General features: G+C 37.4%; 23 protein-coding genes. 7 read left to right on the top strand and 16 right to left on the bottom strand.

Annotation, left to right across the window (positions count from 1 at the left end):
• Nucleotides 1-66: 66 nt before the first annotated feature.
• A complete protein-coding gene (locus OQX64_RS19345) occupies nt 67-675 on the bottom strand; it encodes a ribonuclease HII (protein WP_265820002.1) in 609 nt (202 codons plus the stop codon).
• Nucleotides 676-865: 190 nt separating this feature from the next.
• Here OQX64_RS19345 and OQX64_RS19340 point away from each other — a divergent pair, with 190 nt between their 5' ends.
• On the top strand, nt 866-1,228 hold the full coding sequence (locus tag OQX64_RS19340; protein ID WP_322974983.1) for a GxxExxY protein: 363 nt from the start codon (nt 866-868) through the stop codon (nt 1,226-1,228).
• 153 nt (nt 1,229-1,381) lie between these two features.
• Here OQX64_RS19340 and OQX64_RS19335 read toward each other — a convergent pair whose 3' ends face one another.
• Genes OQX64_RS19335 through OQX64_RS19325 form a run of 3 tightly spaced genes read right to left on the bottom strand, consistent with a single transcriptional unit; the run spans nt 1,382 to nt 4,615 of the window.
• A complete protein-coding gene (locus OQX64_RS19335) occupies nt 1,382-2,524 on the bottom strand; it encodes an ABC transporter permease (protein ID WP_265820001.1) in 1,143 nt (380 codons plus the stop codon).
• Nucleotides 2,524-3,660, bottom strand: coding sequence for a glycosyltransferase family 2 protein (locus OQX64_RS19330; protein ID WP_265820000.1), 1,137 nt, complete (start codon nt 3,658-3,660; stop codon nt 2,524-2,526). The genes OQX64_RS19335 and OQX64_RS19330 overlap by 1 nt, the downstream gene beginning before the upstream one ends.
• Nucleotides 3,638-4,615, bottom strand: coding sequence for a lysylphosphatidylglycerol synthase domain-containing protein (locus OQX64_RS19325; RefSeq protein WP_265819999.1), 978 nt, complete (start codon nt 4,613-4,615; stop codon nt 3,638-3,640). Before OQX64_RS19325 ends, OQX64_RS19330 begins: the two co-directional genes overlap by 23 nt.
• A 41-nt stretch (nt 4,616-4,656) precedes the next feature.
• Between OQX64_RS19325 and ruvC the strand changes: the two genes are divergently transcribed.
• The gene (gene ruvC, locus OQX64_RS19320) at nt 4,657-5,244 is read left to right on the top strand and encodes a crossover junction endodeoxyribonuclease RuvC (RefSeq protein ID WP_265819998.1); all 588 of its coding nucleotides are present in this window, start codon (nt 4,657-4,659) and stop codon (nt 5,242-5,244) included.
• Nucleotides 5,245-5,332: 88 nt separating this feature from the next.
• Here the strand turns inward: ruvC and OQX64_RS19315 are convergent, their stop codons facing one another.
• From OQX64_RS19315 to OQX64_RS19305, 3 genes are all read right to left on the bottom strand, one after another.
• The gene (locus OQX64_RS19315) at nt 5,333-6,217 is read right to left on the bottom strand and encodes a DUF4349 domain-containing protein (protein WP_265819997.1); all 885 of its coding nucleotides are present in this window, start codon (nt 6,215-6,217) and stop codon (nt 5,333-5,335) included.
• A gap of 331 nt (nt 6,218-6,548) precedes the next feature.
• Nucleotides 6,549-6,767 carry a hypothetical protein gene (locus OQX64_RS19310; protein ID WP_029287390.1) on the bottom strand — a complete coding sequence of 73 codons (219 nt, stop codon included), beginning with the start codon at nt 6,765-6,767 and terminating at the stop codon, nt 6,549-6,551.
• Nucleotides 6,768-6,824: 57 nt separating this feature from the next.
• Entirely contained in the window at nt 6,825-7,589 is a 765-nt protein-coding gene (locus OQX64_RS19305; protein WP_265819996.1) for a 5'-nucleotidase, lipoprotein e(P4) family, read from the bottom strand.
• A 186-nt stretch (nt 7,590-7,775) separates the two neighbouring features.
• On the opposite strand from OQX64_RS19305, the gene OQX64_RS19300 reads away from it, so the two are divergent.
• Entirely contained in the window at nt 7,776-8,471 is a 696-nt protein-coding gene (locus OQX64_RS19300) for a hypothetical protein (RefSeq protein WP_265819995.1), read from the top strand.
• 66 nt (nt 8,472-8,537) lie between these two features.
• On the opposite strand, the gene OQX64_RS19295 is transcribed toward OQX64_RS19300, so the two are convergent.
• From OQX64_RS19295 to OQX64_RS19255, 9 genes are all read right to left on the bottom strand, one after another.
• The gene (locus OQX64_RS19295) at nt 8,538-9,665 is read right to left on the bottom strand and encodes an ATP-binding protein (protein WP_265819994.1); all 1,128 of its coding nucleotides are present in this window, start codon (nt 9,663-9,665) and stop codon (nt 8,538-8,540) included.
• 200 nt (nt 9,666-9,865) lie between these two features.
• On the bottom strand, nt 9,866-10,753 hold the full coding sequence (atpG, locus tag OQX64_RS19290) for an ATP synthase F1 subunit gamma (RefSeq protein ID WP_088299477.1): 888 nt from the start codon (nt 10,751-10,753) through the stop codon (nt 9,866-9,868).
• An 87-nt stretch (nt 10,754-10,840) separates the two neighbouring features.
• Nucleotides 10,841-12,415, bottom strand: a complete 1,575-nt coding sequence (atpA, locus tag OQX64_RS19285) for a F0F1 ATP synthase subunit alpha (protein ID WP_088299478.1) — start codon at nt 12,413-12,415, stop codon at nt 10,841-10,843.
• 179 nt (nt 12,416-12,594) lie between these two features.
• A complete protein-coding gene (atpH, locus tag OQX64_RS19280; RefSeq protein ID WP_265819993.1) occupies nt 12,595-13,134 on the bottom strand; it encodes an ATP synthase F1 subunit delta in 540 nt (179 codons plus the stop codon).
• Between the two features lie 91 nt (nt 13,135-13,225).
• The gene (locus OQX64_RS19275; protein ID WP_088299480.1) at nt 13,226-13,720 is read right to left on the bottom strand and encodes a F0F1 ATP synthase subunit B; all 495 of its coding nucleotides are present in this window, start codon (nt 13,718-13,720) and stop codon (nt 13,226-13,228) included.
• 87 nt (nt 13,721-13,807) lie between these two features.
• Nucleotides 13,808-14,020, bottom strand: a complete 213-nt coding sequence (gene atpE, locus OQX64_RS19270; RefSeq protein ID WP_088299481.1) for an ATP synthase F0 subunit C — start codon at nt 14,018-14,020, stop codon at nt 13,808-13,810.
• A 40-nt stretch (nt 14,021-14,060) separates the two neighbouring features.
• On the bottom strand, nt 14,061-15,224 hold the full coding sequence (atpB, locus tag OQX64_RS19265; protein ID WP_265819992.1) for a F0F1 ATP synthase subunit A: 1,164 nt from the start codon (nt 15,222-15,224) through the stop codon (nt 14,061-14,063).
• 14 nt (nt 15,225-15,238) lie between these two features.
• Nucleotides 15,239-15,661, bottom strand: a complete 423-nt coding sequence (locus tag OQX64_RS19260; RefSeq protein WP_265819991.1) for a hypothetical protein — start codon at nt 15,659-15,661, stop codon at nt 15,239-15,241.
• A gap of 170 nt (nt 15,662-15,831) precedes the next feature.
• A complete protein-coding gene (locus OQX64_RS19255) occupies nt 15,832-16,053 on the bottom strand; it encodes an AtpZ/AtpI family protein (RefSeq protein ID WP_088299483.1) in 222 nt (73 codons plus the stop codon).
• A 177-nt stretch (nt 16,054-16,230) separates the two neighbouring features.
• On the opposite strand from OQX64_RS19255, the gene OQX64_RS19250 reads away from it, so the two are divergent.
• The 4 genes from OQX64_RS19250 (at nt 16,231) to OQX64_RS19235 (ending at nt 23,704) form a co-directional block, all read left to right on the top strand.
• On the top strand, nt 16,231-18,933 hold the full coding sequence (locus OQX64_RS19250; RefSeq protein ID WP_265819990.1) for a tetratricopeptide repeat protein: 2,703 nt from the start codon (nt 16,231-16,233) through the stop codon (nt 18,931-18,933).
• 111 nt (nt 18,934-19,044) lie between these two features.
• Nucleotides 19,045-21,267, top strand: coding sequence for a transglycosylase domain-containing protein (locus OQX64_RS19245; RefSeq protein ID WP_088299485.1), 2,223 nt, complete (start codon nt 19,045-19,047; stop codon nt 21,265-21,267).
• A gap of 115 nt (nt 21,268-21,382) precedes the next feature.
• Nucleotides 21,383-23,185: an excinuclease ABC subunit UvrC gene (gene uvrC / locus OQX64_RS19240; RefSeq protein WP_265819989.1), complete on the top strand. Its 1,803-nt coding sequence runs from the start codon at nt 21,383-21,385 to the stop codon at nt 23,183-23,185.
• 120 nt (nt 23,186-23,305) lie between these two features.
• Nucleotides 23,306-23,704: a nuclease A inhibitor family protein gene (locus tag OQX64_RS19235; RefSeq protein WP_265819988.1), complete on the top strand. Its 399-nt coding sequence runs from the start codon at nt 23,306-23,308 to the stop codon at nt 23,702-23,704.
• Nucleotides 23,705-23,708: the final 4 nt, after the last annotated feature.

Raw genomic sequence — 23,708 nt, 5'->3', positions numbered from 1 at the left:
TTTGGCGGAAAAGGAACCCGCTTAGTTATTAACAAAATCTTCACAATGCTGTGAAAATACTAAATTTTAAACGTTTTTAGAAAACAAATCTAATTGCGGATCACGAACATTAAAAGTTTTACGGTGAAACGGAGAAAGTCCGATTTCCATTACCGCTTTACGATGTGCAATGGTCGGGTAGCCTTTATTTTTCTGCCAGTTATAATGCGGATAATCATGATGTAAATTGGTCATAAATTCATCACGATGTGTTTTGGCCAATATCGAAGCAGCTGCAATATTTAAATATTTACCATCACCTTTAATAATGCAGCAGTGTGGAATTTGAGGGTAAGCTTTAAACCGGTTACCATCAATAACCAGGTACTGTGGTGGCGTATGTAGTTTTTCTATCGCACGGTGCATTGCTAAAAAAGATGCATTCAGAATATTAATCTGATCAATCTCTTCATGATCGCAAAAAGCAACCGCCCAGGCCAGTGCCTCTTTCTCTATAATCGGGCGTAATAAATCTCTTTGTTCATGCGATAATTGTTTGGAATCGTTTAAACCTTCCAGCACAAAGCCTTTAGGTAAAATGACGGCAGCAGCAAAAACTGGCCCGGCCAGGCAACCTCTTCCAGCTTCATCACAACCCGCTTCCAAAAATTCTTCCTGATAACAACTCAACAACATCTACTATGATTATTATGATTCAATACTATGATTAGTATGATTCAATGAGGACTATGATTAAATCATACTTAGTATGATTCAATTATTATACAAAGATAACTCCTAAAAATAAATACTTGCAATATTTTATCTAATTTGTAGTAGCTATTATTTAATAAGTGATGATTGATACCCAATATCCTGAAAGTGAATTAACTGGAAAAATAATTGGCTGTGCAATGGAAGTACACAAAGCTTTAGATATGGCTTTCAGGAAAAGATTTATCAAAAAGCTTTCGCTATAGAATTACACAGTCAAGGTATAAATTTCGTACAAGAACATGAAATGAGCATTTATTACAAAGGCTACTTTCTAGGTAAACGACGGGTTGATCTGTTTATTGAAAATAAAATTATGGTTGAATTAAAAGCTGTAATTCTACTGGATGATGCTCATTTGGCTCAAGCAATTAATTACTTAGAAGCATCGGGTTTTAAGGTTGGCTTATTAATTAATTTCGGAAGCAGGAGTTTGCAGTTTAAACGAGTAATGAAACCAGGCACAAAACTATGATTGGAAAGCCCTTTGATCTAAACTAATGGTGTTTGAATCTTGAATGATAGTAATCAATAATTAAAAAAATATAACTTACTCTATTATTGCCTAAAAATCATAGCCAGCAATCCAGAAATCATGACCAATCATTTAATCATGAAATTCATAGTCTTACACCGTAACATTCTGCCCTTTCACATCGAAAGCATCTCTTAGGCCAATTGCTAAAACATTAAAGGCATAAACCGTAAACATGATGGCCAGCCCAGGCAAAACGGCTAAATAAGCTGCATCCATGATAATATAGCCATAGTGCTCCTTAATCATCCCTCCCCAGCTGGGCATGGGCGGCTGTGCCCCAAAGCCCAGGAAACTTAATCCGGTTTCCAATAAAATAGCCGATGCGAAATTTGAGGAGGCTACCACCAAAATAGGCCCTGCGATATTGGGTAAAATATGTTTGATAATGGTTCTGCCTGTACTGAAACCAAGGGCCCGTGCCGCCTCTACAAATTCTACTTCTTTTAAAGCCATCACCTGGCCACGTACCAGCCTGGCTACATCCACCCAAGTGGATAAACCCACGGCAATAAATATTTGCCAAAACCCTTTTCCCAGTGCAAATGAAATGGCAATCACCAATAACAAAGAAGGTAAAGACCAAACCACATTCATAAACCAGCTGATGGCTGCATCTACCCTTCCCCCAAAATAACCGGCTATTGCACCCAAACCTATACCAATAAAAAGAGAGATTAATACGGCCATTAACCCTACGGATAAAGAAACACGAATCCCCAGAATTAAACGACTCAATAAATCACGTCCATAAATATCTGTACCCAGCAAGAAAGTTTGCTGATAGGTATAATGCTGTTCAAAATACTGTTCGGTTGTTTGAGTTTTATTTATGGACGAGCAATCGGGACAAAGTTCGTTGAGCAGATAAACCGATTCTTTACTCGATTCTTCTTTCCCGATATATTCATGAACCAAAACCTGCTTACCTATAATTTTATATGATGTGATTGGAATGCTTTTAAATTGTGGCTTTTGTCCATACAGCATTCTTTTGAAAAAATTGACCTCCGCAACATTTTGGTATTTTTGGATAATCAGGAATCTGAATTTACTTCCTGGCGGCACTTTACAAATCTGAACCACCTGGGTGTTCGCATCCGGCGTATTAACAGGTGTAATGAGGTAACCTGAAATCCCCATTGCCATTAATACCAGAATAAAAATCAATCCTGCGAATGCAAACTTATTCCGTTTAAATTTTAACCATACTTTTTTCGACGGACTGTTATCCATTACCTAACCATTCTTCCTTTCCAATTGTATTTACCGCTATTCCCGGCAATGCCGATATAAACCATATAAAAAATATGCACAACAGTTAAAACCGGGGTGAGCAGAAGTATGCTCCGTCTCTTTGCAAAGCCTGTAACATCCCATAAAAATAAGCTTTCCAAAATCATTTTAACCAATAACTGATAAAATGTTACGGATAAAAAATCAGCAATAAATAAACCTGTGATGAAATTGGCAAGTATACTAAGATTGAATACCCATACAAAAACGCCTAAAATGATAATGGCTTTATTTTTATACCGGGTGCTTTTTGAAGCCCATCTTTTGCGTTGTTGCAGAAACGAATGAAGATTTTCTTTGGCATGGGTATATACGATCGCCTCGCTGTTTTTAAGAAAACCAATCTGATCAGGATATTTTGCAGCAATTTTATGAAGCAGTAATTCATCATCCCCTGAAGCCAGGTCATCAATCCCCTGAAAACCACCCACCTCATAAAAAGTCTTTTTTTCGTAAGCTAAATTCGCACCGTTGCAGGTGGATGGCTGCTTATTGCCGATGGTAGATGCACCTAAACCAATCAGATAAAGAAATTCTAAAGATTGCAAACGTTCGAAAAAGCTCTTTTCCTCAAAATAGGCCACCGGCGAGGAGATCATTTTGTAATGATGCGTTTCATAATAATTTACAATCGTAGTCAGCCAGTTTTCCCCCATCCGGCAATCTGCATCAGTGGTAATGATGAAATCTCCCGAACAAGTGCCTATGGCAGTCTGAATAGCTTTTTTCTTATATGAATTAAGTGCCCGGTCTTCATTTAATCTGATTAATTTTACCCCCTGACTGGCATAGCTCATCACAATTTCTGCCGTACGATCAGTGGAATGATCATCAATAAAAATAATTTCCGTTAAATGCTTCGGGTAATGCTGGGCCACCAGATCATCAATCGTTCTGGTGATATTCTGTTCCTCATCACGGGCGGCCACAATGATCGATACCTTTGTTGAAGGAATACCTTTAGATGGATGAAAATTAACAAGTTTATGCCAGCCTCTGATAAATGTGATGACCAGAAAACCATAAACCAAGGTCAATGTAGCAGATAATAGGTTAGTGAGATTTAGAAATTCCAAAAAAATTGAGTTTAAAAACGAAATATGTGCCTAATATAGCAGGAATAATAATATTTATCAGCCAAATACTGGCCGTGCAGGCAATCACTGCCACATGCTGATCAGTAATATGCTTAAATAATTCTACCGCCGTGATGCTCCTGATTCCAACATCAAAAAGATCCAGGGAAGGTAATGCCGATTGAATAAAAAACAATAAACAGGTCATCATGATGATATCCAGGTAGTTTAAGCCAGGAATAAGCCAGGCAAAAAGAATAAAATATTGTGAACTGAAAACAACATAGCGGGCCAGGCAAAAAAGTATAACCCTAAAAAGTTCGGCTTTTCTGTACCGGCCTAAAATGCTGTAAAACTTCTTATATTTCCGGGTAAACTTAAAGGATAATAATATGCCGTTTAACCATTGGATATTGAAATAAAAAACGATAAAAAACAGGCAAAAGACTGAAGCCAGAACAACTAGTGCCGTAAACACCAGGTGATCAATCGGCACAAACTGATAAACAAAAAAACAGGCTGCAATGGCACCAAATACATTGGTTAATACCAGCTGCCCGATATTGCCAATGGTCATGGCTACGATACCAACAATCCGCCGTTTTGGAGAAAGAAAAAAAACACGCCCGCCATATTCTCCTAACCGGTTTGGTGTAAAAATGGCCAATGTTAATCCGCAAAATACTGATTCTATCGCCCTGTAGAAGCTAATGTTTTCGATGTGATTCATCAACCTTTTCCATTTGGCCGCTTCCAGAAACCAGTTGAGCAGCATCAGCAGTAAAACCAAACCAATGACCAGGATAATTTCTACTTGCGGGATATCTATTAAAAGTATTTTAAAATTGCGCAGGTTTTGATTGGCCACCAGTTTATGGTAAATAAACCAGAAGGCAAATACCACAATGGCTGCTTTAATCAGGATGGATAATGTTTTTTTGCTCTTGTCTGTCAAGATTATCATTTTAGTTTGCAAATATGCTTAATATTGCTGTAATGTTGAATGAAAAAAAGGAACGGATAATCATGGGCATAGACCCAGGAACGGCGGTGATGGGCTATGGTATTATTTTAGAAAAGGGCAACAAAATAGAATTGATCAGCATGGGCATAGTCAAAATGACGCATCTTGACGATCCTTTTCTTAAACTTCAACGTATTTTTGAAAAAACGGTTGTACTCATTGATCAATATAAACCCGATGTGATGGCCATAGAGGCTCCGTTTTACGGCAAAAATATACAGGTGCTTTTAAAACTAGGTCGCGCACAGGGAACTGCTATTGCAGCTGCACTCTCCAGAAATATTTCGGTTACGGAATATTCTCCACGTAAAATCAAGCAATCCATTACCGGTTCCGGAAATGCAACCAAAGAACAGGTAGCGGCCATGTTGCAGCGCTTGCTTAATTTTAAGGAAACACCTGAATTCTTAGATGCTACGGACGGATTAGCAGTAGCTGTTTGCCATTCTTTTCAGAAAATTTCTTCATCAGGAAAATCAAAATCCTACTCGGGTTGGGAATCTTTTGTGAGCGACAATAAAACCAAGGTTAAAGGACTGGCTGTTAAGGTTAAAAAATAATGTTTTCTGGCTAACGATAATTTAAGTGACTAAAAACAGAAAACCGCCACTGCTTTTGATTTAACAGTGGCGATTAGTTTCAGCAGTTTTAGATTCGGGTATCGGTCAAACTACCAGATGTCTGTGTTTTAATTTTATCTTTTCTGATGAAATACCTGATCAGGAAGAATATCGCAACTCCGGTTAAGATTAATGCCCAAATGTTAGCCAAACCAATAATAAGCTCTTTAAAGATCGTCCATCCATTGATGATCCCCATCCATAACCGATTTCCAAAGGCTGGTTTGTAATCATAAATATCATCATTAGCCACAACGGTTGTTTTAATGGTATTATCCTGATAAAATTGAAGTGTAATGGTGCTGTACTTCACACGATTATCAATAGATAAGTTTTGTAATTTTTTATCCACATAATCATCCTTAATATTAAGGGAAGTTTCTACAGATGTACTTTTCTTGCCCGCAACCTTATTCATCTGATTTGCAGCTTCTATCCTGTTGCCTGCCTTCATTCTGTTGCCTAAATAGGCCAGACTCTGGTCGTCCAGTTTTAAAGATTGGTTATCCACAAATACAGCCATTTTAGCAACCGTATTGGTAAAATCATCTAATTTTTCAGCTGGAACATTTGCAACCAGATACCCTTCCGTGCGATAGGAAGTAATTTCTTTAAGGGAATCAACAGATTGTTTAACTTTTTGCGTTTCCTGAATAATACTTTCAATAGAAAATTCGGCAACTGTACCACCCTGGGCTTTAATGGTTTGACTTAACTGCTCTTTTGTGTTTTGAACGTTCTTTACGCGAAACCGCATATCAGCAGTTTTGATGATTTTAGGTTCAGCAACCGTAGCTACCGAATCAACAGCCATTATGGATTCTTTAGCTTCAACATTTTGATCGTTTTTATTGGCGTTGTTGCAGCCGAAAATGGTTAAAATAATGGCTATAGCAATTATATTCCTTTTCATGATTTTCTGGTTCTAATAAAGTAATCATTTTTAAATATTTGCTTCAAATGGCCATTTAAAGTTTCGACGTTTTTGGTTAGTTTATTACATCGTGTTTCCCTTTATACAAAAAATAGATTAAGGTAACCCAACTGACAAAAGCGTTTATTTCCTGATGATTTTTTGACGAAAATTCCATAAACGCAATTAATAATTTGAAATGTACAGGTGGATGGAAGCTATTGAAACCTCATTTCAGTTTCTCAAATTAATGGTTAATTCAACCCTTTTCAACAAAAAAGCCAATCATGTATTTAACATAATTGGCTCTTGTATTTAGAGAGAAAATATTTTATGCGTCTAATATTTTGAATACACCTTTAATGGCAATGATTGCACCAATAAATAAGATAATCCATGAAACCAAAGATAAAACCCAGGAGTCGAAAGCGAAACGTAAGTAAGTACCTAATATGGCAACAAGTACACCAAAAATCATTAGTTTATAAATTCCCGGCTGATTTGCCGTTTTCATACTCTCTGTATTATGCTTTAATTCGTTGTTCTCCATAATGTTTATTTCTATGATGCAGCAAAAGTAATACATATTGCTGAATAAATTATAATTTTAGTAACTTTTTAATCGTCCTAAACGTTGTTTTGCTTTCTCCTGATCACTTGGTTTTTCACCCTGATACAAAGGCTTTTCCCAATCGCCATACATCGGGTTTGGGAGTACAATATATTTTATACCAAAAAGGTTTTGATTTTCATTAACCTGCTCAAATGTATTTTTGTTTTCCCGGTAGAAAATATTACTAAAATCACTCAGGTTATCACCGCATAGCATTAAGATATTATGGGTTTCAGCAATTTTCTGCCGCCTTGGCTCTTTATTGGATGTTCCTTTAGCCACCAGCAGGTGTGCATCATTGGCATATGGAAAATCAAAGGCCTGAAGGTTTTTTAAGGTTGCGGCATAATCCTTTTCATCGCGGTTACTTAAATAAAAGGTTTCGATGTTCTTAGCTGCAGCAAATTTCAGAAAGGCCAATGCCCCCGGAACGGTATCGGCACGAGCCAAACTTGTCCATTGGGTCCAATCTGCTGCATCGTAGCTTAACCCCTTCTTAATCTCATGCCCTTGAAATGGCGAATTATCTAATACGGTTTCATCAATATCCACAATGATACAGTTTGGCTTTTTGCTGGTATCCGCCCATAATGCTTCCTTTAATGATAATCTGGCAAAGTTGTAAGCCTGGAAACATAAAGCCCTGTATTCTCCAGATGTTTGCTGCCAGAGCACGGCATTGGTGTAATCCCTGGCCGGAGATTGTGCGTTAGCAAAAGATGAAACAAATGTTAAAATAAGAAGGATGTATTTTTTCATGATTCGAAATTCTCCAACAAAGATATTAACTCCTTTTTAAGCGCAACACAATTACTTTAATTTAATCAGACTAATTACCAGCCAGATACACTAAAACAACAAATCATTTACGACTTAACTTAAACTATTCATTTCTGATTTATCAGATTTTATTATATTTAGAGACACACAAATAAAAACATTAATATGAAAATTAAAAATTTACCAGGAATTGCTATGGCATTGATGTGCCTTTTTGCCTGCAAGAAAGGTGATCCGGTCATTGAATCAAAAAACCCATTAGATTTACTTAAAGATTCAGCATCATATTCTATTAATGGGAAAAACTATATTTCTATGGGTATTGAAAAAAACTGGACTTATACAACACAATCCAATCTTAAAATTACTTCAGGCGAAAATTTTAATTATTTATTAGTTGGAGATAAGGATTCTTTATTATTTGTAAGAGAATATAGCATTAAAGCACCCTATACCAACATTGCCCTTTCATTTATCAAAATATACAATAAAAATGAAACAGAATTTGCAAATGAAAATAATGGCGGATATCTAAATTACCCAAAAAACAAAACAGATATTTTTTCTCCTGGTTCATATAAATATTCAACTGAATTTAATAGAAGCAATTCGACCTCTGGAATCGCATTTACACTAATTAATCAACAAGGCATATATAAATCATATAGTCAATCAGATTTAGGGAAACAGCCATCTGTTACACAAATTGATCAAAAGGATTCAAAATTTGAAATTATAAGTTTAAAAAAACAAGAATCGGGATATTTACTAGAAGCTAAATTCAATCTAAACGTTTTTGATGAAAATAAAAAACTGCTAAAAATAGAAAATGGATACATGAGAGTAAGCATCCTAAAATAATTAAAAAAGTAAAGAAGCCCACTTCTATTTAAGGAGCAGGCTTCTTCTATCGCATTGCTAAATGAATTAAATCTTCAAAAAAACTCCTCTATCTGCTTTAGATAAGATCAATGCTTCCGCCTCAGGATAAGCCTGAGTAAATGTCGTTGGTATTTTATTTTTACTTTTTTCGTTCCATTTAAACTCAACGGCCAGAAATTTTGAATCCGATTTCTCGACATAATCGATTTCCTGTTGCTGGGTGGTTCGCCAGAAAAAGCAATCTGCTTCCAATTGGTTTTGGTGTAAAAACTTCATCCGCTCGGCGATCATATAATTTTCAAACAAGGCACCGACATCATTCCTGTTATTTAATGAATTAAAATTCCGGGTAATCGCATTGACGATTCCGGTATCATAGAAATATATTTTCTTATTCTTTTTTATCTCATTACGCACATTACCTGAAAAGGCCGGCAGGGTGAAAACCACAAAAGATTTCTCAAGCAGACTGACATATTTATCAACTGTTTTCTGATCGGCTTTAACTAATTGAGCTAATTCTGAAAAATTAACTTCACTTCCTATTTGCAAGGCCAATGCCTTCACAATTTTCTCAAAGAGCAAGGGCTTTTTTACCTCTTCAAGTGCAAACAAATCTTTATATAAATAACTATCTGCCAATAATTTTAAATGTTCTTCAGCATTTTGAGGATCATTAATCACTTCGGGATAAGCTCCGTAAATCAAACGCTGTGCTATTGATCGTTCTTCAGTAATAAAATCTGTAGCACTTACTAATTCTGCATAGGAAAGCGGCAAAAGCATCATTTCATATTTCCGTCCGGTTAAAGGCTCGTTGATTTTACCTGAAAGCTCAAAATCAGACGAGCCTGTGGCAATTACCTGAATACCTTTAAAGCGATCTACTATGATCTTGATTAACAATCCTACCTCATTGATCCGCTGAGCTTCATCTAAAAACAATACTTCATAATCACCAAGTATTTGTACCAACTGGCTTGCATTGGGTTTAGCTAATGTTTCCCTAACATCTGCATCATCACCATTTAGATATAATGTTTTTTTATTTACCCTTGCTAATAATTGTTCCACAAAGGTGGTTTTTCCTGTTTGTCTTGGACCAAAAATAATAAAAGCCTTTCCCTTAAAAAGGCGAGCTATAGCATAATCCAACTGGTTTCTAACAATCATAGCTTAAAAACATTAATCAAATATATAATAATTCTGGATTACAATCCAGAATAAACATAATAATTTTGGATTACAATCCAGAATAAACATAACAATTTTGGATTGAAATATCATTACTTATAAAAAAACCCATTTCAATTAAGAAATGGGCCTTGTATGATTTAAATGAAGACTAAATAATTTCGACTCTAGGCTACATTCTATCCGTTCAATGCTGCTGCACCACTAACAATCTCAGTCAACTCAGTGGTAATGGCTGCCTGACGGGCTTGGTTATAAGAAAGTTTTAAGGCTTTCAATAATTCACCGGCATTTTCTGTTGCCTTATCCATTGAAGTCATACGTGCGCCGTGCTCAGATGCATGTGAATCTAACACGGCCTTATATAACTGTATTTTAATAGATTTTGGAATCAATTGCTCAACAATATCTTCCTGGGATGGTTCAAGAATATAATCAACATTAGAAGCCTTTGTATCTATTTTGACAGCTTCTTCTGCTTTTGGTAATGGTAATAACTGTTCAGTGGTAATAAATTGAACAGCCGCGTTTCTGAAACGGTTGTAAACCACTTCCACCTTATCAAAATCACCTTTGATAAAACCAGCCATAATGGCATCAGTAATCTTGGTTACATTTTCAAAAGTTAAAGCAGCGTATACTTCATTATTGTTTCCAATCACATTGTATTTACGTTTTTCGTAAAAATCCTGTGTTTTCTTACCGATAGAAATAATACTTACATTACCATTCTTCAACTGCTCGCTATATTTCTCGGCAATTAAATTATTGGCCGCTTTAATCACGTTCATGTTGAAAGCACCAGCTAAACCACGGTTAGAGGATACAGTTACAATTAAAACCTTATTGGGCTCACGTTCCTGAATAAAAGGTGATGAAGACCCTTCTAAACTTGCTGAAAGATTTTCTAAAATCTCTTTCAGTTTAGTTGCATAAGGACGTAAAGCGATAATTGCATTGGTAGCACGCTTCAACTTTGCAGCGGAAACCATTTTCATAGCTTTCGTGATCTGCTGGGTTGATTGTACCGATGCAATCCGGTTTCTTACTTCTTTTAAATTAGCCATTCTTTATTTAGATGTGAGAGGTGAGATATAAGATATGAGACGTTTCTGGCCCAATCTCACATCTCAAATCTCATGTCTCAAACCCTATTAATATTTACCTGAAATCTCTTTTGCTACTGTATCTAAAACACCTGTAATGTTATCATCAAATTTTCCAGCTTTTAGGGCTGATAAAGTTTCTGGATGACGCATTTCCAATTGAGTTAAAAATTCAGTTTCAAATTCTTTAACCTTGTTAACCGGTACGTTACGCATTAGGTTTTTAGTACCTGCATAAACAATCGCCACTTGTTTCTCTACACTGAATGGAGAAAACTGTGCTTGCTTTAACATTTCTACGTTACGTGCACCTTTATCTAAAACTGATTTCGTTGCAGCATCTAAGTCAGAACCGAATTTAGAAAAAGCCTCTAATTCGCGATATTGCGCCTGATCTAACTTTAAAGTACCTGCTACTTTTTTCATCGACTTAATCTGTGCATTACCACCAACACGTGACACCGAAATACCTACGTTAATAGCCGGACGAATACCTGAGTTGAATAAGTTCGATTCTAAGAAAATCTGACCATCAGTAATCGAAATTACGTTGGTTGGAATATAAGCAGAAACGTCACCAGCTTGTGTTTCAATGATTGGTAAAGCCGTTAATGAACCACCACCTTTAACAATATGTCTGATCGATTCAGGCAAATCATTCATATTTTTAGCGATATCATCATTCGCGTTGATTTTCGCAGCTCTTTCTAACAAACGACTGTGTAAGTAGAAAACGTCACCTGGATATGCTTCACGGCCCGGTGGACGACGAAGCAATAAAGATACCTCACGGTATGCAACAGCTTGTTTAGATAAATCATCATAAACAATTAAAGCTGGTCTGCCTGTATCGCGGAAAAACTCACCAATTGCAGCACCTGCAAAAGGTGCATAGAACTGCATTGGAGCAGGATCTGCAGCAGAAGCAGCAACAACAACGGTATAAGGTAAAGCGCCATTTTCCTCTAATGTACGTACAATGTTGGCTACAGTAGAGTTTTTCTGACCGATAGCAACATAGATACAGAATACAGGCTGGCCTGCTTCATAAAATTCTTTCTGGTTAATAATGGTATCGATACAAACGGCAGTTTTACCAATCTGACGGTCACCGATAACCAATTCACGCTGACCACGGCCAATTGGAATCATGGCATCAATGGCTTTAATACCCGTTTGTAAAGGCTCATTTACCGGCTGACGATAAATTACACCTGGTGCTTTACGCTCTAAAGGCATTTCGTAAGTTTCACCTAAGATCGGACCTTTACCGTCTAAAGGCTCTCCTAACGTATTTACGACACGGCCAAGCATACCTTCTCCAACTTTGATAGAGGCAATTTTTTTAGTACGTTTAATGGTATCACCTTCTTTAATCTCGTCTGAAGCACCCAAAAGTACCACACCAACGTTATCTTCTTCAAGGTTTAATACAATGCCTTGGAGGCCGTTTGCAAATTCAACCAACTCTCCCGATTGAACTTTAGTTAAACCGTAAACACGGGCAATACCGTCGCCCACTTGCAACACGGTACCAACTTCTTCCAGTTCGGTTTCTGATTTGAAGCCCGCCAATTGCTGTCTGATAATTGCCGATACTTCGTCTGGTCTTACCTCTACCATAATTTTACTTTATCTCTTTTTGTAAATGTTTAGTGCTTGGCGCATGGCGGTTGGCGTTCAATGCCACACGCTTAGCGCATCCTTATTTATTATAGCCATTAATAATTAGTTATTATACTTCTTACCTGGCAAATTATGTTCTGTTTTCCGGTTTGGCTTTACTATTATCGCTTAATGCTCTAGTGCGCCAATTCTTTTCTAAGCTTACTTAAGCTACTGGCAATACTGGCATCAAATTGCTTATCACCTACTTTTAAAATAAAACCGCCAATTAATTTATCATTAACTTTTTCATTAAAGATTACTTCTTTAGCACCAAGTTCTCTTTTTACGGTAGCAACAATCTCTTCTTTTGCCTCATTACTTAAAACCGTGGCGCTGGTTACATCAGCAGTAACAATGCCCTTGATCAGGTTGTATTGCTGAACAAACTGCTTGGCTGTAGCAAACAATATGGCTGAACGCCCTTTACTCACTACAATTTTGAAAAAGCTAAGGGTTAACTTGTTAACTTTATCTGTAAAAATACCGTTCAAAATACCTATTTTTTTATCAAGAGGTACAATTGGATTTTTAAGTATCGCTTCCAGTTCAGGAGTTTCATCAACCACTTTTTCAAACAAAACCATATCATTATAAGATTCGGCTAAAGCGTTGTTTTCAACAGCTAAGTCAATTAATGATTTGGCATACCTGCCTGCAACTTTAATTTCTGACATATATTTAGGTGTGAGACTGGAGATTTGAGATGTGAGATGTGAGATTTAGCGTTATCACCCTATCTCAAATCTCATATCTACTATCTCAAATCTAGTTTAGTTCAACGTCTTTTAACAAATTAGCCACCAAAGCCTCTTGTTTTGCTTTATCATCCAACTGATTGCGTAACACACGTTCAGCAATTTCCAATGATAAGGTAGAAACCTGACCTTTAACTTCTGCTAAAGCAGCTTTTTTCTGGTTTTCGATCTCGATTTTAGCTTTCTCAATCAACTTGGCACCTTCCAACTGAGCTTGTTTTTTAGCCTCGTTTAAAATACCATCTTTAAGTGTTTTAGCTTCCTTCAAAATTTCGTCACGCTCTGCACGTGCCTGTTGCATTAAATCCTGGTTTTGAGCAGTTAAACGAGTCATCTCCTGTTTAGCCAGCTCAGCTTTATTCAAAGCTTCATCAATACTTTGCTCACGATCGTGGATAGCACCTAAAATAGGTTTCCATGCCAGTTTTCTAAGTAATATTAATAAGCAGATGAATGCAAGTGCTGTCCAGAAAACCAATCCAATGCTAGGGGTAACTAATTCCATTTTATATATTTTTTTACTTAAATTTTTCGTTAAAACCGGGAAGATAACCAATCGTTAAATTCCCGGTTTATAAATTCCAGTTTGCTATTAAACTTGTAAGCCTAATAAAGCAACTACTACTCCGAATAAAGCAGCACCCTCAATAAGGGCAGCAGCAATAATCATTGCAGTTTGAATTTTTGATGCAGCCTCAGGTTGACGAGCAATACCTTCCATTGCTTTGCCACCTACATGACCGATACCGATACCGGCACCAATTACTGCTAAACCGGCACCAATTGCCGCGATTGAACCTACCATAACTAATTTAATTATATAATTTGTAAAAAATAGTTTTCCGTTAATGATGCTCCTCTACCGCCATTCCGATAAACAAAGCAGATAATAATGTAAAAATAAAGGCTTGTAAAAATGCTACCAATAATTCTAATACATCCATAAAAAGAACGAATGCAACTGAAACCGGAGCAATAGCCAATGTTTTAAAAATAAATATTAATGATATTAAACTCAATACGATAATGTGACCAGCTGTAATATTCGCAAATAAACGAACCATTAATGCAAATGGCTTGGATATAATACCGATCAGCTCTACAGGAATCATAATCGGGTATAACCACCAGGGCACATCAGGCGTAAGAATATGTTTCCAGTAGTATTTATTTCCGTTTAGGTTAACTACCAACATCGTGGCGGTGGCCATTACAAATGTTAAAGCAATATTACCAGTTACGTTAGCGCTACCTGGAAAAATCGGCACCAAACCCAATAAATTGTTAAATAAAATAAAGAAAAAGATCGTCAATAAATAAGGCATAAACTTGGCATACTTATGACCGATGTTTGGCTTAGCAATATCATCTCTAACAAAAATAATAACAGGCTCAAGGAATGATTGCAAACCTTTTGGTGCTTTACCTACACGTTTTTTATAACCCGCTGCTACAGCAGAAAAAACAATTACGATTAACGCAATAGCAATAAACATTGCCGCAACATTTTTAGTGATTGAAAAATCAATTACGGTATCAGATGCCGCTTCATCAATCTGACCGTCTGCACCAACTACTTTGATGTTCTTATTGAACATGTCTTTAGTCATGCTTTGCTTTAAACCGGTTACCAAACGATATTTATTGTATTTACCCTGATAATCATGTTCACCATGATGAAAATTAGCGGATGAGAACACTTCCAAACCACCTGATGTATATAAGATGACCGGAAGAGGAATTGAAGTATGCCCCCATAAATGCCACACATGCGAATCAGCAATGTGTTCCATAATCACTTTAGTTGGCTCAAATTTTTCTTCGCCATGCGCTGTAGCACCATCTTCGCCAGAAACCGCATGAGCCGATTCTGCTACTACACTATCAGGAGAAACAGCACTTTCAACCTGAGCGAAAGTATCATTTTTGATAGATAAAAACGCGATTAAAAGCGTAAAAACAAAGATTACCTTCTTAACTTTCAACACAAAAACTTGGTTACAATCCATTTATTGGCAGTTTTTTACTTTAAATTTTGGTGGCGCAAGTTACGTAACAAACAGTATATTTCAAAGGCAGTAAACAATAAATACACAGAAAAAAAATTAAGTGCAAAAAGCAACCCGTTTCCCTTTGCTTTTATACTGTAAACCAGTACAAAAGCCATACAAAAAATCATTTTCACCGCAATTGATCCCATAATGGCCATTACACCTACTTCCGGATCCCTTTTTATTCCGATATCAACAAGTGTATATGCGATATAGGTTATACCTGCCATGAAGCCAAAAACTACCCAAAAATTTTTAACAAAGAGTTGTTTTTCAGGAAAAATCATCGGTAAAACGGCAATAATGGCAATTAGAATACCAACGAAAATAAAATAGATGCTTGTAAATTTGGTTAGCGCCAATGGAAACTTCTTTACGAATGAAAACTTGTGCAAAGATAAGGTTTTAGCATTAATGTAACTAGTTAAGGAAGATAAATATTGTGAAGGTTGGTTAAGTATTTAAATCGGTTGGCTGAGGTAAATATCCCATTGCTGTATTGTTAATTGATTAATTGTTGGTGCATATCATGCAACAATCAAACAATACAGCAATTTAATAATAATTATTTCGTAGCCTGTTTAATAGCCTGATACAAGGCTATGCCCACACCTGCCAGTGCAAAGGCTGCAGTAATGATTTTGCTTTTACTGTTGCGGTGCTCATCAATCTTATAACCTATGAAGGTTAACAAACCTATCGTAGCAATCATCTGGAAACCTATAGCAGAATATTTAGCTGCTGCATTAACCTTTTTACCATGATTTTCTTCTTTAGGATTTTCCATTTTTTAATATGATAATTAATTAACTTTGAATAATTAAAACTGATAGCTGAATAAGTAATTCTGCAAACATTTTTACTGTATAATACTAAAGGGGATTTATCATACTTGAAAAAACGCATCAACATAAGCATCAACAGCTTTCTCATCCTTCTTGGCTTATCATGTATATACGGCTGTGTGGCCAACAAAGATACCACCATCGATCGGAAGTTTCAAAATTTAACAGCCAGATATAATTATATCTACAATTCAAATGTTTTATTAACCGAACACCGGGAAGCTTTGTTGCAAAGTTACAGCGATAACTATGAAAAAATCCTTCCGGTTTACCTGGATCCTGAACCTCAAATTAATTTAATATTAGCACCCGCAGCCCCAAACAAACAATTAGATGCGGTAATTACCAAGGGACAAACGATTATAAACGATAAAAGTTTCAGCAATTATATTGATGATGCCTACATGCTTTTAGGGAAAGCAAACTACCTTAAAGGCAATTATTTCATCGCATCAGAATATTTCGATTATACCGCCAAAACCTATAGCAAAAACCTGAAAACTTTCATCATGGCCATGGACTGGAAAGCACGCAGCCAGATGGAATTGAACAATATGGTCTTCGCCGATAAGATTCTGGATACCATGTTACGTGTGCAAGACCTGCTAAAAAATGACCTGGCCGAACCTTTGGCAACCACTGCTCAAATGCGCATTTACCAAAACAGAAATAAGGAAGCGATTCTGTTATTGGAAACTGCGGTAAAACTCACTCATGATCAGCAATCAAGGATTCGCTGGCGGTATATTTTAGCACAATTGCAGGAAAGGGAAAAAGAATATCAGAATGCCCTGATCAATTTTACAAAGGTTGAAAAAAGCAATGCACCTTTTGAAATGTATTTTCATGCCAACCTGCAACGGATCAAATTAAAGGGAATTATTAACGGACAACAGGTTGACGAAGATAAGGCACTTCTGACCTTGCTGAAGGATGATAAGAATGCTGATTATACCGACCAGATTTATTATCAGGTTGGAGAAATGTTTTCAACAAAAGGAAAGTTTAATAAGGCTGAGGAAAATTATTTGAAGTCGATAGAGAAAAGCACCAGAAACCAGACACAGAAAGCATTGTCTTATCTGAGGGTAGCTGATTTAAACTTCAAAGAATTTAACAATTACATTAAGGCAAAGCTGTATTACGACAGTACAGTCATGATTTTACCCAAAAACTTTCCTGACTACAACAGCATTGCTAAAAAAGCCGAAAACCTGAAATACCTGACTGATCGTTTTACCCTGATTGCAAGGGAAGATACAGCACAGGCTTTTGCCAAACTTCCGGCTGGGGAACGGGAGGCCAGGGTTAAAGCATATTTAACGCAAAAGGTTGAGGTAGTTACCGTACCGTTACCAACGGGTAATCAACCTTTAGACAATCTGGATTTCCCTAATCAAACCTTAAATCCGGCGATGAAAGGTACGGGCAATACCTTTTATTTTAATAACAATGCCGCAATCAGCAATGGCTTTGCCGATTTCAGAAAACGCTGGGGAAACAGGCAACTGGAAGATAACTGGAGACAAAGCATCAGGTCATCAGCACAGGAAAACAGCCAGGTAATGTCTGGAGGTAAAGTTGCCAACGAAATTATACCGGCTAACGAAACCCATGCATCAACCAGCCAGGACCAGACTTCTTTAGAAAAACAGTTCCTCAATGATTTGCCCACCACACCCGAACGCTTGCTCGCTTCAGATCAGAAAATAATTGATGCCTATTTTGAAATGGCGAGCTTTTATCAGCAGGAATTAAATGATAAAGCCGAAGCCAATAAAATATACCTGATAGTATTAAACAGGTATCCTGAAAATAATCACCTGGCCGCCATTTATTATAGTTTATATCTCAATTTCCGTGGAATTGATGAAGATAAGTCAAATGAATACAGGCAATTGGTGCTTACTAAATTCCCGCAAAGCAATTTTACCAAAACCATTTTGGATCCTTCATACTCCGCCAAACAAAGCGAATTAGAGAACATTGCCATTAATAATTACAACGTAACCTTTGATGCCTATGCCAGAAAAGATTATCCAACAGTGATCAATCAGGCTAATGTGAACATTTCTGCATCGCCAGATAATGGCCTGGCACCACAATATGCTTACCTGAAAGCCATCGCCATTGGGCGTACATCCAAGTTAGATCCCTTGCTGAAAGAATTTAATTCGATCAATAACAATTATCCTGATGATATGGTGATCACTCCGCTGGTAAGGGATCACTTAAAATACATCGAAGCCAATTTGGATGAGTTCAAACAAAGACCGGTGGCATTGATTGATTTTGACGCCAATGAGCCACGTTTTGTGAGTCAGGCTAAACCCATTGCTATTCCGGCCAAGCCTTTGAACACGGATATACATGCGGCTATCCCGGTTGAAAAACCAAAGGCCAATGAGGAGGAAAAGCCCAACGAAATTAAACCTGTTGATGTAAGCAAACCTGCCAGTATATTTAGTGCAGCAAAATCAGAAGAATATTATTACGTGATTGATGTGGCAGATGCTACCTTAACACTCAGTTCTTCCCGTTTTGGAATCGGACAATTTAACCGGGGAAATTATCCTGATAATGATTTGGCGCATAAATTGATTGAACTGGATAACGATCAGCTCATCTACGTAACCAGCTTTATTGATTTAGAAGATGCCAGAATATATGAATCAAGCATTTCAGGCCAATTGAAGAACATCATGAAAGTTCCGGCTAACCTTTACAAAGGATTCATTATCAGCAAGGAAAACTTCGAAAAGCTTACCGACAGGCAACGTATAAATGAATATCTGGAGTTTTTAAAAGACAATTATAAATAGAACAGGACGCTTAATCAAAAGCAGAAAAGTTTCATTTCTTTAAAAATTAATAAATTTGCAGCTTAAAATCGGCCTTACATCAAGCCCTTTTTGAACTAATTACAACACAAAATGAATAAATCCCTTTCTGAACAGGAAACAAAAAAATATAGTTTAGTCATCTGGAAAATACTGATTACCGGAATAGCCTTATTTGCTATTTTTATTTCCATGATCGGCTTAGGCCTTTTCGGCGAACTACCTTCTTTCCGTGATATTGAGCACCCAAAAAGTAATCAGGCATCAGAAATTATCGCTGAAGATGGTCGCCCGCTCGGAACCTATTTTGTACAAAACCGGTCGAATGTTACTTACAAAGATATTTCTGAAAATGTAATTAACGGATTGATCGCAACTGAAGATACCCGTTTCAAAGAACACTCCGGAATTGATTTCAAACGTACCTTTACCATTATTGGTTATAACCTGATCGGGAAAAAGCAAGGTGCCAGTACCATCACCCAGCAACTGGCCAAAAATCTTTTTCCAAGGGAATCAAATCTTAACTTCTTCTCGCTGGTGCTGACTAAATTCAAAGAGTGGATTGTTGCGGTTAAACTGGAGCGAAATTATACCAAAGAGGAAATCATTACCATGTATCTGAATACCGTGGATTTTGGTAACCAGGCTTATGGAATTAAATCTGCAGCAAGGGTGTACTTTAACACCACTCCTGATAAATTAACGTTAACCCAAGCCGCTACACTTGTTGGGATGCAAAAGGGCATCACCATGTACTCTCCTACCCGGCATCCGGAGCGTTCAAGAGACCGCAGAAATACGGTAATGGCCATGATGGTAAAATCGGAATTGCTGAGCCCGCAGGAATTTGAAGAAGAAAAAGATAAACCTCTGGGCTTAAAATTTAATGCCGCCACCGTAAATGATGGTATCGCGCCATATTTCAGATCGGTTTTAAAGAACGATATCAAAACTATTTTTCAGGAACAGGGCATTACCAAACCTGATGGATCAGCATATGACCTGGATCGTGACGGACTGAAAATTTATACCACGCTCAATTACGATATGCAAAAATATGCCGAAGAGGCACAGAAAGAATATATGAAAGTGCTGCAGGCACAGTTCTTAGCCAGCTGGAAAGGCAGGAATCCTTTTAAAGGCAAAGATTTACAAATTCAGCAGGGTATTAAGAGGTCCGACCGGTATAAAGCTTTAAAGCTGGAAGGAAAATCGGATGATGAGATTAGAGATGATTTTAATACCAAAACTGAGATGACGATCTTTACCTGGAAAGGCAATGTAGATACTGTAATGAAGCCAATTGATTCTGTACGCTATTACAAAATGTTGCTGCGTAATGCCATGATGACCATGGACCCTACCAATGGCCATGTTAAAGCCTGGGTTGGGGGAATTAATTATGAGCACTTCAAATACGACCAGGTGAAAATGGGTACCCGGCAGGTGGGTTCAACCGCTAAGCCTTTTACCTATGCTGTTGCTATTGAAAACGGTTATTCGCCTTGCTATACTGTACCCAATGTTCCGGTAACCATTGATGGTTATGGAGAACCATGGACACCCAAATCTTCCGGAAAGCCACTCGCAGGAAGTATAACCCTTCAAAAAGCATTGGCTTTTTCACAAAACTATGTGACCGCATACCTGATGAAACAGGTTGGTCCGGTAGCGGTTTCTACCCTGGCCACTAAAATGGGGATTCCGAATGTTCCGGCTTACCCTTCCATAGCATTAGGTACGTTTGATTCTTCCATTTATAATATGGTGGGTGCCTATGGCGCATTTGCAAACAAAGGCGTGTACACCAAGCCGATTTATTTATTGAAGATTGAAGATAAAAACGGTGTGGTGTTGTTCTCGCAAAAGGAAATACCAAAACCCATCATGAGTGAGGAAGTGGCTTACGTGATGACCAGAATGCTGAAGGGCGTGGTTTCCGGTGGTACAGGTTCGAGGTTAAATTATAAATATAAAGTAAACGCACCTATAGGTGGAAAAACCGGAACCACACAAAATAACTCCGATGGATGGTTTATGGCCATTACCCCTCAGTTGGTCACCGGTGTATGGACGGGTTGTGAAGACCGGGCTTTTCACTTTATCAGTACCAGCCAGGGTGAAGGTGCCAATACAGCCCTTCCTATTTTTGCAGGCTTTATCAAGCGGGTTTATGCCAATCCGGCCTTAAAAATCAGTCATGCTGATTTTGATGTCCCTAAATCAGGTGTTTCCATTACCTACGATTGTAACCAATATCAGCAACAGCAGGAAGATACCAATCCGGAATTGGATGAAAAATTAGGTTTTTAATCTTCATGGCTTCATTACGCCTGAAAATTATTTATAATCGCCATCATTGCTGAGCAAAATTAGTTCCTGATCCTTTTTCAGGAAAATTTTATCTGATCACCCTATTATTGAAAGCATGAGCAGTTTCGACCATAAAACAGCATTAACCGCTATTCCGCATAAACCAGGCGTTTACCAGTACTGGGATGCGGACGGAAAGTTAATGTACATTGGCAAGGCAAAAGACCTTCGAAATCGTGTGGGCTCCTACTTCAATACCGATAAGCAACAGTTTAATGGCAAAACAAGAGTATTGGTTTCTAAGATCAGGAAAATCACTTTTACCATTGTTGATACTGAGATTGATGCCTGGTTGCTGGAAAACAGCCTGATTAAAAAGCATCAGCCTAAGTTTAACATCAACCTGAAAGACGATAAAACCTACCCCTGGATTATCGTAAAAAATGAACAATATCCCAGAATTTACTGGACCAGAAAGGTCATTAAAGATGGTTCAACCTATTTTGGCCCCTATGGTTCCATTGGAATGATGCACACCATCCTGGACTTAATTAAGGAAACCTATCCGCTAAGAACATGCACCTTACCCTTAAACGATAAAAATATTGCTGAGGGAAAATTCAAAGTTTGTTTAGAATACCAGATTGGAAATTGTAAAGGCCCATGCCAGGCTTATCAAACAGAATCTGATTATGATAAAAACATAGGTGAGATTAAGGAGATTCTGAATGGAAAAATAGGCAATGTCATCCGTGATGTAAAAAGCATCATTAAATCAGCTTCAGAGGACTTAAATTTTGAGCTGGCACACCAATATTCCAGAAGGCTACAGGTTTTAGAAAAATACCAAAGTAAATCGACAGTTGTAAACAGTGCCATTACCAATGTAGATGTGGTGAGTATTGCTTCTGATGAACGCTATGCCTTTGTCAATTACCTTAAGGTGATGAACGGAACCATTATTCAAACCCAAACCATCGAAATCAAAAAGCAGCTGGATGAAAGTGATGATGAATTATTAATTACGGCCATGCTGGAGTTCAGAACCAAATTTAACAGTACATCAAAGGAAATCATTGTACCATTTGAACTTTCACTCGAGGATGAAAACCTGAAGTTTACCGTACCTAAGCTGGGTGAAAAAAAGAAGTTACTGGAACTTTCTCAAAAGAATGTGCTGTTCTTTAAAAAAGAAAAGCTGAATCAATATGAAAAGCTAAATCCAGATTTAAGGACTGACCGTATTCTTACCACCATGCAAAATGATTTACGGTTAACCCAACTACCAAAGCATATTGAGTGTTTTGATAATTCAAACTTTCAGGGAAAATATCCGGTTTCGGCCATTGTGGTGTTTAAAGATGCCAAGCCATCCAAAAAAGATTACCGCCATTTTAACGTAAAAACAGTTGAAGGACCAAATGATTTTGCAACAATGGAAGAGGCTGTTTTTCGCCGCTACAGGCGCATGCTGGAGGAAGATCAACCCTTACCCCAGCTCATCATTATTGATGGTGGTAAAGGACAGCTTTCATCTGCGGTGAAAAGCCTTAAATTGTTAGGAATAGAAAATAAAGTTACCGTGATTGGTATCGCCAAGAGACTGGAGGAATTATTCTATCCTGGTGATTCCTATCCCCTATATCTAGATAAGAAATCAGAAACCTTAAAAGTTATTCAACAACTTCGGGATGAAGCCCACAGGTTTGGTATCACCTTCCATAGGAAAAAGCGTGACCAAGGCACATTGAAAACCGAGCTTGAACAAATTGAAGGTATTGGCAAAACCACCGCTGATAAATTATTAACCCATTTTAAATCGGTTAAAAAGATTAAAGAAGCTACGGAAAAAGAGCTGGCAGAGATCCTGAACAAGAAACAGGTTATGACGCTGCTCAATCATTTCAAAGAAGTTTAATCATCGAACGAGTATCTGTAGAAAAGATTAACATAATATTAATGTTTCCACAGTATCGCTTCCATACTTTTTCTATAAATTGGGCATGTTAACACCAGCAAACATTCATCCCCGATTTACATGAATAACAACATCCTGGCTGCAATGACCAAGCTTTTATTGGGCACATTGTACTTTACTGAAACAGAAAGCACTTTTACAGTGACCGACTGGGGTAAAATCCCGCCAACAGAATTATTATCCAAAATTGCAGCCCGACATCATTCTGATGCATCTCATTTAAAACAAATCAATCCTGCTGCCTTTTTTGATCGTCTGGTATCGAAAGTGGATGCAGCTGATGCACCCATGGTTGAAAACGCGCAGAAAATCCAGAAGTTCTACACCTATTTAACGGAAAACCTCTCCAGTATCCAGGTAATCAGGGTAGAAGGCAACAGCAAAATTCCTGTACTTATTACCGGATATCTTGCAGATGGCACCTGTGTGCTGATTGAAACATTTGCAGTAGAAACCTAAAATC

The sequence above is a fragment of the Pedobacter sp. GR22-10 genome, assembly GCF_026239715.1.
In the GTDB taxonomy this organism is placed as follows: domain Bacteria; phylum Bacteroidota; class Bacteroidia; order Sphingobacteriales; family Sphingobacteriaceae; genus Pedobacter.
The sequence above is the reverse complement of the archived record's forward strand: the minus strand, read 5'-3'. Positions and strand labels throughout refer to the sequence as shown.

What these genes read in the sequence shown, in the direction of transcription:
- OQX64_RS19345 (WP_265820002.1), bottom strand. Translation starts at nt 675, where the DNA reads ATGTTGTTGAGTTGTTATCAGGAAGAATTTTTGGAAGCGGGTTGTGAT.
- OQX64_RS19335 (WP_265820001.1), bottom strand. Translation starts at nt 2,524, where the DNA reads ATGGATAACAGTCCGTCGAAAAAAGTATGGTTAAAATTTAAACGGAAT.
- ruvC (WP_265819998.1), top strand. Translation starts at nt 4,657, where the DNA reads ATGTTGAATGAAAAAAAGGAACGGATAATCATGGGCATAGACCCAGGA.
- OQX64_RS19315 (WP_265819997.1), bottom strand. Translation starts at nt 6,217, where the DNA reads ATGAAAAGGAATATAATTGCTATAGCCATTATTTTAACCATTTTCGGC.
- OQX64_RS19310 (WP_029287390.1), bottom strand. Translation starts at nt 6,767, where the DNA reads ATGGAGAACAACGAATTAAAGCATAATACAGAGAGTATGAAAACGGCA.
- OQX64_RS19305 (WP_265819996.1), bottom strand. Translation starts at nt 7,589, where the DNA reads ATGAAAAAATACATCCTTCTTATTTTAACATTTGTTTCATCTTTTGCT.
- OQX64_RS19300 (WP_265819995.1), top strand. Translation starts at nt 7,776, where the DNA reads ATGAAAATTAAAAATTTACCAGGAATTGCTATGGCATTGATGTGCCTT.
- OQX64_RS19295 (WP_265819994.1), bottom strand. Translation starts at nt 9,665, where the DNA reads ATGATTGTTAGAAACCAGTTGGATTATGCTATAGCTCGCCTTTTTAAG.
- atpG (WP_088299477.1), bottom strand. Translation starts at nt 10,753, where the DNA reads ATGGCTAATTTAAAAGAAGTAAGAAACCGGATTGCATCGGTACAATCA.
- atpA (WP_088299478.1), bottom strand. Translation starts at nt 12,415, where the DNA reads ATGGTAGAGGTAAGACCAGACGAAGTATCGGCAATTATCAGACAGCAA.
- atpH (WP_265819993.1), bottom strand. Translation starts at nt 13,134, where the DNA reads ATGTCAGAAATTAAAGTTGCAGGCAGGTATGCCAAATCATTAATTGAC.
- OQX64_RS19275 (WP_088299480.1), bottom strand. Translation starts at nt 13,720, where the DNA reads ATGGAATTAGTTACCCCTAGCATTGGATTGGTTTTCTGGACAGCACTT.
- atpE (WP_088299481.1), bottom strand. Translation starts at nt 14,020, where the DNA reads ATGGTAGGTTCAATCGCGGCAATTGGTGCCGGTTTAGCAGTAATTGGT.
- atpB (WP_265819992.1), bottom strand. Translation starts at nt 15,224, where the DNA reads ATGGATTGTAACCAAGTTTTTGTGTTGAAAGTTAAGAAGGTAATCTTT.
- OQX64_RS19255 (WP_088299483.1), bottom strand. Translation starts at nt 16,053, where the DNA reads ATGGAAAATCCTAAAGAAGAAAATCATGGTAAAAAGGTTAATGCAGCA.
- OQX64_RS19245 (WP_088299485.1), top strand. Translation starts at nt 19,045, where the DNA reads ATGAATAAATCCCTTTCTGAACAGGAAACAAAAAAATATAGTTTAGTC.
- uvrC (WP_265819989.1), top strand. Translation starts at nt 21,383, where the DNA reads ATGAGCAGTTTCGACCATAAAACAGCATTAACCGCTATTCCGCATAAA.
- OQX64_RS19235 (WP_265819988.1), top strand. Translation starts at nt 23,306, where the DNA reads ATGAATAACAACATCCTGGCTGCAATGACCAAGCTTTTATTGGGCACA.